Raw genomic sequence first — 8,285 nt, 5'->3', positions numbered from 1 at the left:
CTTCTCCGCCATTACTTTTAAGAGAACCGTCCCTATGTGGACGGTTTTTTTATGCCCGAAAGCGAATCCCTCACTCTTGTGCACACACCATTAATAATAAAAAAACCGCCTTTTTTGGCGGTTTTTTTATGCCCAAACTTTACCTCTTCACGAATGAGAAGGTGGGTGAGAACCCTCGACCAGGGTTCGACAATTTTGTCTGGAACAAAATTGAACGCACTTTAGTGCGGCCCGCAGGGCAAAATACAGGACGTATTTTGTCATCCCTCCTTCTCCGCCATTACTTTTAAGAGAACCGCCCCTATGTGGACGGTTTTTTTATGCCCGAAATCGAATCCCTCACTCTTGTGCACATCACTCAGGTGTTTGTTATTTCAAAAATAAGCGCTCGATAAGCACCTGTTTTAAACAGATATCAGTGATTTTGTTTTTCATTAGAAACTTCTGGGTCAATACTCAATAAAAAGTACACGTACCATACGCCTGCAATCCCGTATATAAACAAGCTTTCTAGGCCCCCACCCAGCGCAGCAACAGCAATGCAATAGGGCGTTTTTTTAAAAAGCCCTTTGTCATGCTCAGTAAATTCTTTCGACCCAACAACCTTTCGATAGAATATGAAGTAGTAAATAGCAAAGAGAGGCACACCTAGAAAGTAACCACCTTTTGTACTAAGAACGATCGCAACACTTATTGGAAGCTTTAAAAGCATCAGTTTCTTATTCATTGGAGCTACCTTCTACTTACATACTGGTAGCTGATGGAACAGCAACCAATTAAACAACTAGCCCGTGCTTGAGGGGGTTATCCGCTTTCCTAAAGAACGATTTATCAGGATATCCAACTTTAGCACGTCATTTTTCAGTGCTCATCTTGGCGCAAACTTCTTAGTTTGTGAAGTCACAAGGATTTTTCCCCGGACACCCACCACAAAAAGTAGGTATCCGACCTCTGGTCTCTCTCGTCACACAGCCTCACCACCCCACTATTCAAACTTATTTGAGCACCCATTACCTACTCCACACTCGTTGCACATTTCAGTGCTGGAATATCTGTATTCGAAAAAGGGGGGGATTCGGAGCCCATCTCTCTATACCTGTGTTGCTGGTCAGTTACTTTTACCTGTAGCAAAAAACACGAGCAGAGCGGGCGACCCGGGCACCTTGAGGACAGACATTGAGTAACAGCATGACGACACCCACAACACAGTCGGTTTACCCATTGGGCCAGCATATTATTGTCGACCTGTTTGATGCCTCTAACCTGATAGGTGAGGCGCACATTGAGAAGATGATGATTGAATGTGCCAACGCCGCAAACGCCACCATTTTGAAAACCCATTTACACCCATTTGAAACCAATGGCGGGGTGTCGGGCATGATCATTCTGGCCGAAAGCCATATTTCTATTCACACCTGGCCGGAGTACAACTTTGCTGCCATGGACATTTTTATGTGCGGTGACGCGCAGCCTGAACTGTGCCTGCCGGTGATAAAGGCGTGTTTTCAGCCCGGCCGAATGGTCATTAACACCCTCACCCGGGGCGGCTCTGTCAGTCGCACCGGGGAATTTCAGCCCCTGTTAGATAAGCAGTTACACGCCCCCCTTAAAAACGCACAACAACGGAGTATTCACGCACATGACTAAGATTAATTGGCATTACGAGCAAATGACAAGTGGCGTTCACATTGCACTTCGTTCAGAAAAAGAGTTGGTCGACGTAGAAACCGAGTTCCAGGATGTCAGCATCTTCGAAACCCGTCACCTGGGCAAAGTAATGCGCATAGACGATGGTATTCAGGTCACCACCAAGGGTGAGCACATTTACCATGAAATGATGGCGCATGTCCCAATCCTTTTTCACGGCAACATTAAAAATGTGCTGATCGTGGGAGGCGGAGACGGTGGCAGTGCCCGTGAAGTCTTAAAGCATAAAAGCGTCGAAAACGTCGTGATGGTGGATATTGATGAGCAAATCATTCAGTTAAGCCGCGAGTTTTTACCCGAAATCAACAATGGCGCATTTGATGACCCCAGATTTGTCTTGCGCATTGGGGATGGTGCAGAGATCATCTCTCAGTACAGTGATTGCTTTGATCTCATCATTCTGGATGCGGCAGATCCGGATGGCGGCGCATCAGAAACCCTGTTTACCCAATCTTTCTTTGGCAATTGCTTAACCGCACTGAAAAAAAACGGGATTTTGGTCGCACAAGGTGGCACACCGTACTTTGAACCCTACATGATGCAATCTATGGTGTCGCGTTTGACTCAGGCGTTTAACAACTCTGCAGGCATTTATATGGGCGGCTGTTACGACTACTTTGGCGGCTCCCATGCGTTTATCTGGGCAACACGCAGTGGCACCATAGACACGCTATCGCTTGATGAGCTGGGGTCACGCTTTGCTCAGGCCGACATTCACACCAAATACTACTCACCTGAAGCCCACTTTGGTGCCTTCTTCCTGTCAAAAGACATGCGAGATTACGTCACCCAGGCCGTGAAGTGTGAAAATGTGGATGAGCTGTCGATGCCAGAAGCCGGTGACTGGGATGACTACACCCCGGCCACCTCCAATCAGCGTGATGATGACGAATAAGCCTTTCTCCTGCATGACATAAAGGTAAATTACCATCACACTCAGAGCCACTGTCACGACACTCTGTCATCGTGCCAGTGGCTTATTTGGTCCAGGTTCCGGCAACACAGCCAGAGCAAAACCCGATCCGCCCAGGTGCCACACAACACAATGAAATCATTATTTAAGCTATTTGAGAAATTAGGCCACAAAGACACCTTTGACAGCCAGTTAACACCAGCAGAGCATAACCTGCCGTTTATTCGCCAGTGCGCCAAAGAGTTCTCTGGCTGGATAGCCATCGCCTTTGTTATTTCTTTGCTGGGTGGTCTGTTACAGATAGTGACGTTCGACTTTTTAGGTGACTTAGTCGACTGGCTGGATAGCGCAAGCGGCAGCGTAGAGCTCAATGACAAAGGCCACACGCTGGCCCTCGTTGCAGTTGCCATCGCCGTGGTGATCCCCACCATCACCCTGATTAAAAACCTGGTGTTTCATCAGTTGCTCGGACCCAACCTGCAAAAAAATACCATTATAAAATTGTATCGTACCCTGATTGCCTCTCCTGCCAGTTACCACGAAGAAGATGATCCTGGCTCAACCGCCATTGTTATTGTCGATACCTCAGAGGCTATCATCGATGTGGTATTGCAGTTTTGTGGGTTTGCCGGGTTTTTGCTCGCGTTTCTGGGCGCTCTGCTGTTTTACGTGGGCAACATTGACGGCTGGCTGGCACTGCCTTTCCTTATCTGGACCGGCCTGTTTTTGGCTATGTTGCTGGGGCAATGGATCCCCAAAGCCAAAACCACCAACCGACTCGAAGCAGAAAGTTGCGCGCAGATCACCGGGAAGTTTACCGAGCGCTTTGCGCGTATCCGCACCGTAAAAATGCTCTCCAACGCCGACTATGAACAGCAGTTTGCCGAGAAATGGGCCACCCGACACCGCAGAGTAGTGGCGAAGGAATTCCGCGTGTTCTCTAACTTTGCCTCTGTGGTTGGCTTACTCAATGGTTTGTTAGTGGTCGGTACGGGCGCATTGTGTTTGCAGCTGTGGATGCAAGGCAGTATCTCCATTGGTGAGTTTTCTATGGTGCTTGCCCTGGTGTACCGGGTGATCTCGCTGTCGGAGTGGTGCCAGGACGAGTTCGACGCCTTCTTTGTCTCCTGGGGCCAGGTTACCGTGGGCAGAGAGGTCGTCAACGAATTTCTGGAAGAGGTAGAACCTATTGAAGACGAAGGCAACTTTAATGTCGCGAACGGCAAAATCACCTTTAAACAGGTTGAATTTGGCTATGAGAACAAAGCGCCACTGTTCACCGATCTGTCTTTAAAAATCAAAGCCGGTGAAAAAGTCGGGATCATCGGCCCTTCCGGTGCGGGTAAGTCCTCGCTGCTGAATATGCTTACCGGCATTGACGAAATTGAAGCGGGCGCGATTTATATTGATGGTAAAAACATCGAAGACTACTCAACAGACAAAGTATGCGGTGAGATTAGTTTTTTAAACCAGGATATCGGCCTGTTTAATCAAAGCATTTATGAGAATGTGGCGTTTGGTTTGAATAGCGTCAGCCGGGAGGCTGTGAAACAAGCCCTGGCACGGGCCAATGCCCTGACGTTTGTAGAAAACTACACTGACGCCCGGGGTCGCACAGGCTTATCGGCCTTTATTGGTGAAAATGGCGGACAACTGTCGGGTGGCCAGCGACAGCGCCTGGCACTGGCCAGAGCGATACTCAGAGATAAAAAAATCCTCCTGTTGGACGAAGCAACCAGCGCCCTGGACCCGGTGCTTAAGGCTGAGTTTATCGCGTCTCTCAAAACACTGATGAAGGGCAAAACCGTGATTTCGGTTGCGCACTCTTATGACGTGCTCGCTATGATGGACCGCATTATTGAAATTAAAGACGGTAAAATCGTGCGCGAAGGGAAACCTGAAGACATAATTGCCCCTGTGGCTTCGTAAGATTAAAAAGTGTCGCTAATGCCTGATGCAAAGTATGAGGCATTAGCGCAGCAGCACAGGTAAAAGCCGCCAACTCGCTTCCCATTCTTTTGCCCTCCCCCTCCAGCAAAGTTAAATACTTGTGAATTTAATGTTTATATTGCTATGATGGCATTGTGGCTAACGGCTGCAATTAAGCCTGAAAATCACAAGCTGTAAGGCGAATGTCCTGGGCTACTGGGCTTACCTGAGTTCAGACATTGTATTGTGTCTGGCGGATTAACAACCAACGAGCCATGCGATCGCGCGCAATCAGGCAAGTTTAACGTTAACACCGGGCAGGTGAACTAAACACGAGTCAGTATTCAGTGCGTCATGCCCAGTGCCAAATCGGATTTTTACGCTTACTGCTTTACGTCAGTAATATAAGGAGGATGTATGACTAACAAAGCGTCTCGCAGAGACTTTATGAAAAAAATAGGCATAGGTAGCCTGATTGTTGGATTTAACCTGCAAAGCCAAAGCTGGGCAACCGAAGCTGATTTACTCAATGCGCCTCCTGAGGTGTTTGCCGATAACTTTCCGGTGTTTGAAGGCGAGCTGATCACCGATGAAACCAGCCTGAGCGAAGCCGCCGATGACTTTGGCCATATTCATCGCTATGTGTCCCGGGCAATCTTAAAGCCTGCTGTTTATCAAGACATTATAAAAATGGTGAAGTTTGCGAATCAGCATAACTTAACCATTGCGGTCAAAGGACAAGGCTATTCAACCAATGGGGAAACGCAAACCCAGGGCGGCGTGGTCATTGATATGGTGTCATTAGCAGATATCTCTGAGGTGAATGATCAGCAGGTAGTCGCCCAGGCTGGCGCACGCTGGATTGATTTGCTGACCAAAACGGTGCCGCACAATCTGGGTTTGCCAATCGTGACTGACTTTATTGACTTAAGCGTCGGCGGCACCCTGGCCGTTGGCGGCCTCGGCGCGCAATCATACAAACATGGCTGCATGGCCGATAATATCTGCCACCTCAAAGTCATTACCGGTGACGGGCGTTTACTCACCTGTTCGCCATACCAAAACAGCATGCTGTTCCATTCAATGAAAGGCGGATTAGGCCAGCTGGGTATTATTGTGGAAGCAGGCTTTGAGTTGGAGCCAACCCCCAGCCAGGTCAGAGCCTATCAGCTGGTTTATGATGACTTAACACACTACTTAAATGACAATCAGCGCCTGCTGGATGAAGGACTTTTTGATGGCGTACAGGGTGGCGCAGAACCCGACCCCGCCGGCGGCTGGCGCTACGTTATGCAACTGGCGAAGTACTTTGAACCGGACACTCCTCCCGTAGATGCCGAACTACTAGATGGCCTAAACTTTGTATATGGAGAAGAGGTGATCCAGGACCTCCCTTACTTTACTTTCCTGAACCGTTTAGCACCTGTGGTTGAGCAATTAAAAGCGGCCGGACTTTGGACATTGCCCCACCCCTGGTGCCCGCTGCTGATCCCTGCATCAAAAGCCCAGGCATTTATCGAGGACACCCTAGCAAACACGCCACCCAATGATGTCGCGGGCCCGGTATTAATGTCGATGCAACAAAGAGAAGCATTTGGCAGCCTGTTTTTCAGCGTGCCTGAAGAAGATAAGTTCGTGTATTTCTCATTGATGCGCACCGCTATTCCACCCACACCAGAACGAGTTGAACAACTCACCCTGGCCAACAGAAATATTTATGAAGCAGCACGTGCGTTGGGCGGTTGCCAATACCCCGTGGGTGCCATCCCCATGAGTGCGAGAGACTGGAAGAAGCACTACCACAGGAAATGGTTTTTACTAAAGTTACTGAAAAACTGGTTTGATCCAAATAACCTGTTAGGCCCGATGAGGGGGATTTTCAAACGATAGCTTATCCTCTCTCCCCTTCTGTCAGCGGCAGGTTCACATTGAACCTGCCGCTGACACGCTATACGCCGGATGTCCTTGCTAAATTTCTCAATCTGATAAATGCAAAATCTGCTCTGTAAAGGGATGTTGCTCCGATTCACTATCCCAGGTAACCGATAACACACACCAACGCCGGCCATCATTCAGAAGCTGAAAAGAGTTCACCCCTCTTGCATAAGGCGCTAACTCTGGAGAACGCCTCGATTCATAAACACTCAATACATTGGCCATATGACCAAATTTGAATACTTTCTGAGAGACCTCACGCTCAAAAAAGCCTTTATCTTTAAACAGGCGCTTATTTAAAGCGATAAACTGCTCAACACTGCCTGGTTGGGCAATCACATCTTTCCCGTTATGAAAAACCGGTGTGATCATCGCCTTTGGAGAAAAAAGCTGTTTGAGAAGGTGCCAGTCCTTGGCTTCTTCGGGACGTCCTGAAACTATGTCATATAAAGTGGGTATCAGTGTTTCAATTTGTGCTGCCTGTTTCGGGTTATCGGCACCACAAAAATAGCTTGTTTCTGCATAAGCACTTGTCGCAAACGTACACACCAGTGCTGCAATGAATTTATTTTTTAATGTCCTTTTAGCCACGCTCTTCATTTGCTTCTCCTCTGTATCATTGCGCCTCTTAGCGCGTTACTAAAAACAGAGGTCAAACTAGCAATTACATTCTGGCCACACAATTGATATTCTTTACCCACCTATGAATAAAACTCACAGTTAACTATGGCCACACCTGTAATGCCTCCGCTCAAATCACTTTATATTTTTTCTGTTGCAGCCAGGCACTTGAATTTTTCCAGGGCGGCTGAAGAACTATGCATTACACCAAGCGCTGTAAGCCATCAAATAAGAAGACTTGAAGACTGGCTTGGCTGTAAGCTTTTCGAAAAGAGCGGAAAGCAACTGGTCATGACTCAAAAAGCGCAAAATTATGCACTGCAAATTCGTCAGTCTTTTGAGCATATTCATAACGTCACTTGTGAAATTACGTCATATCAATCCGGGCCTATTCAACTGGGAGTAAGCAGCGCATTTGCCATGAAACGACTGATGCCAGCTCTGGAAAAATGGCAGCAGGCCAACCCTGAGATAGACCTCAGGGTTCGTATGCTTAACTGCGAAGAAAAACCCGAAGCGCTCGAGCTTGACGCTGTCGTTGCTAACCAAATTCATCACGTTTCTTACCAAAGCAAGTTTATCTGTCATGAAAGTTACCACCCTATGTGCAGCCCCTCTCTTGCCGGGCAAGTTTCCGGCTTTCCTAACTTGGATGCTGCCAGCGATATTCCACTTATTGATATTGAGGGCGTTAATATCTGGTCATTGTGGCAACAAGATAAAAACATCTCTTTCCCTGACGGCCAAGCGCATATTCTGTTCGGCCACACGCTATTGCTGGTACAGGCTGCACTCTATGGTCAGGGCATTGCCATGTTAGAAAAGGCATTAGTTAAAAACGAACTTGAGTCTGGGGCACTCATATGCCTTGACGATGATGGCTTTATTCCACCACAAACAGCCTATTATTTTTCATGGCGTAAGAGCCGTCGAAACGACCCAGCACTCAAGAAACTTCAGTCATGGCTGGAGGAGTTGTTATTCTAATAACTCGATTGCCAGTGATGTGCTTCGACTCGCCTCACTGAGCTGCATCAGCAGCATAAGCAGGAACATCCACTTTAAAACATAGCGTAGCTCCTGTACGCCAGTGTGGCGTGGGTGTCTTTCAAAACTTTGAAAGATTACGGAAGGGATCATCAAGGACATCCACTTTAAAAGCGATCATCAAGGACATCCA

The 8,285-nt window shown here is 47.8% G+C and carries 8 protein-coding genes; 6 read left to right on the top strand and 2 right to left on the bottom strand.

The features are described 5' to 3' along the window. Nucleotides 1-290 (top strand): hypothetical protein (locus C3B51_RS23805; protein WP_206076655.1); only part of this gene is annotated, 290 nt, incomplete at its 5' end. Nucleotides 291-415: 125 nt separating this feature from the next. On the opposite strand, the gene C3B51_RS18935 is transcribed toward C3B51_RS23805, so the two are convergent. Beyond that, complete coding sequence (locus C3B51_RS18935) at nucleotides 416-727, bottom strand: hypothetical protein (protein WP_130246050.1); 312 nt, start codon at nucleotides 725-727, stop codon at nucleotides 416-418. 461 nt (nucleotides 728-1,188) lie between these two features. Between C3B51_RS18935 and speD the strand changes: the two genes are divergently transcribed. From speD to C3B51_RS18915, 4 genes are all read left to right on the top strand, one after another. Further along, nucleotides 1,189-1,647: an adenosylmethionine decarboxylase gene (gene speD, locus C3B51_RS18930; protein ID WP_130246049.1), complete on the top strand. Its 459-nt coding sequence runs from the start codon at nucleotides 1,189-1,191 to the stop codon at nucleotides 1,645-1,647. Beyond that, a complete protein-coding gene (speE, locus tag C3B51_RS18925) occupies nucleotides 1,640-2,602 on the top strand; it encodes a polyamine aminopropyltransferase (RefSeq protein WP_130246048.1) in 963 nt (320 codons plus the stop codon). Before speD ends, speE begins: the two co-directional genes overlap by 8 nt. 150 nt (nucleotides 2,603-2,752) lie before the next feature. Next, entirely contained in the window at nucleotides 2,753-4,549 is a 1,797-nt protein-coding gene (locus tag C3B51_RS18920) for an ABC transporter ATP-binding protein (protein WP_130246047.1), read from the top strand. Nucleotides 4,550-4,966: 417 nt separating this feature from the next. Next, the gene (locus tag C3B51_RS18915; protein WP_130246046.1) at nucleotides 4,967-6,439 is read left to right on the top strand and encodes an FAD-binding protein; all 1,473 of its coding nucleotides are present in this window, start codon (nucleotides 4,967-4,969) and stop codon (nucleotides 6,437-6,439) included. An 87-nt stretch (nucleotides 6,440-6,526) separates the two neighbouring features. On the opposite strand, the gene C3B51_RS18910 is transcribed toward C3B51_RS18915, so the two are convergent. Continuing rightward, a complete protein-coding gene (locus C3B51_RS18910; RefSeq protein ID WP_130246045.1) occupies nucleotides 6,527-7,084 on the bottom strand; it encodes a hypothetical protein in 558 nt (185 codons plus the stop codon). Nucleotides 7,085-7,210: 126 nt separating this feature from the next. On the opposite strand from C3B51_RS18910, the gene C3B51_RS18905 reads away from it, so the two are divergent. Continuing rightward, complete coding sequence (locus C3B51_RS18905; protein WP_130246044.1) at nucleotides 7,211-8,092, top strand: LysR substrate-binding domain-containing protein; 882 nt, start codon at nucleotides 7,211-7,213, stop codon at nucleotides 8,090-8,092. Nucleotides 8,093-8,285: the final 193 nt, after the last annotated feature.

This window comes from Pseudoalteromonas rubra, assembly GCF_004212645.1.
GTDB lineage: Bacteria > Pseudomonadota > Gammaproteobacteria > Enterobacterales > Alteromonadaceae > Pseudoalteromonas > Pseudoalteromonas rubra_G.
Note: the sequence above shows the minus strand (reverse complement) of the source record. Positions and strands in the feature narration are given on the sequence as shown.

Excerpts from the sequence above, each read along its gene's own strand:
- C3B51_RS18935 (WP_130246050.1), bottom strand. The coding sequence starts at position 727 with ATGAATAAGAAACTGATGCTTTTAAAGCTTCCAATAAGTGTTGCGATC.
- speD (WP_130246049.1), top strand. The coding sequence starts at position 1,189 with ATGACGACACCCACAACACAGTCGGTTTACCCATTGGGCCAGCATATT.
- speE (WP_130246048.1), top strand. The coding sequence starts at position 1,640 with ATGACTAAGATTAATTGGCATTACGAGCAAATGACAAGTGGCGTTCAC.
- C3B51_RS18920 (WP_130246047.1), top strand. The coding sequence starts at position 2,753 with ATGAAATCATTATTTAAGCTATTTGAGAAATTAGGCCACAAAGACACC.
- C3B51_RS18915 (WP_130246046.1), top strand. The coding sequence starts at position 4,967 with ATGACTAACAAAGCGTCTCGCAGAGACTTTATGAAAAAAATAGGCATA.
- C3B51_RS18910 (WP_130246045.1), bottom strand. The coding sequence starts at position 7,084 with ATGAAGAGCGTGGCTAAAAGGACATTAAAAAATAAATTCATTGCAGCA.
- C3B51_RS18905 (WP_130246044.1), top strand. The coding sequence starts at position 7,211 with ATGGCCACACCTGTAATGCCTCCGCTCAAATCACTTTATATTTTTTCT.